Source organism: Thermus aquaticus (genome assembly GCF_001280255.1).
GTDB classification, from domain to species: domain Bacteria; phylum Deinococcota; class Deinococci; order Deinococcales; family Thermaceae; genus Thermus; species Thermus aquaticus.
This window is the reverse complement of sequence record NZ_LHCI01000035.1, coordinates 1-641: the sequence shown is the minus strand read 5'-3', so window position 1 is coordinate 641 and position 641 is coordinate 1. Positions and strand designations below refer to the sequence as shown.

1 protein-coding gene is annotated in these 641 nt (G+C 67.7%); it reads left to right on the top strand.

Annotated features, from left to right (window positions below; all coding sequences use genetic code 11):
• Window positions 1–49 precede the first annotated feature (49 nt).
• Window positions 50–641, top strand: a 592-nt coding sequence (locus BVI061214_RS00220) for a GAF domain-containing protein (protein WP_156303164.1), incomplete at its 3' end; no start/stop codon positions are given.

Genomic DNA, 641 nt, shown 5'->3' with positions numbered 1-641 from the left:
TTTCTTAGAAACCACACCCCCTTAGGTGTAAACTAGAGGGGATTCGGCCATGGACTGGACCCGAACTCCCTCACGGTCCTCGCCCGTCCTGCCCCTCCTGCGGCAGGGCCTTCAGGGGCTTCCCGAGGCCCTCAGGGCCCTGGCCAAGGCCCTACAGGCCCACCGCGCCTACCTCTTCCGCTTGGAGGAGCGGGACGGGCTTTGGTACGCCTCCCAGCTGGCCGAGTGGGCGGGCCCCCACGTCACGCCCCAGATCCAGAACCCCAGCCTGCAACGCCTGCCCGTGCGGGAAGCGGGCTACGGCCGCTGGCTGGAGGCCTTTCTGCGGGGCGAAGCCATCGGAGGCGCGGTAAGGACCTTCCCCGAGGAGGAAAGGCCCCTTCTGGAGGCCCAGGAGATCCAAAGCCTCCTGGTGGTCCCCATCCGGGTGGAGGGGCGGCTCTGGGGCTTTCTCGGAGTGGACGACTGCGAAAGGGAGCGGGCCTTCACCCTCGAGGAGGAAGCCCTTCTCCGGGAGGTGGCTGAGGCCCTGGCCCGCACCCTGGACCTCTTTGAGGTCCACCGCTTCACGGAACGCCTCTTGGAGCTTTCCCCCTTCTACGTGGCCCGCATGAGCCCAGAAGGCGGACGCCTATGGGCCA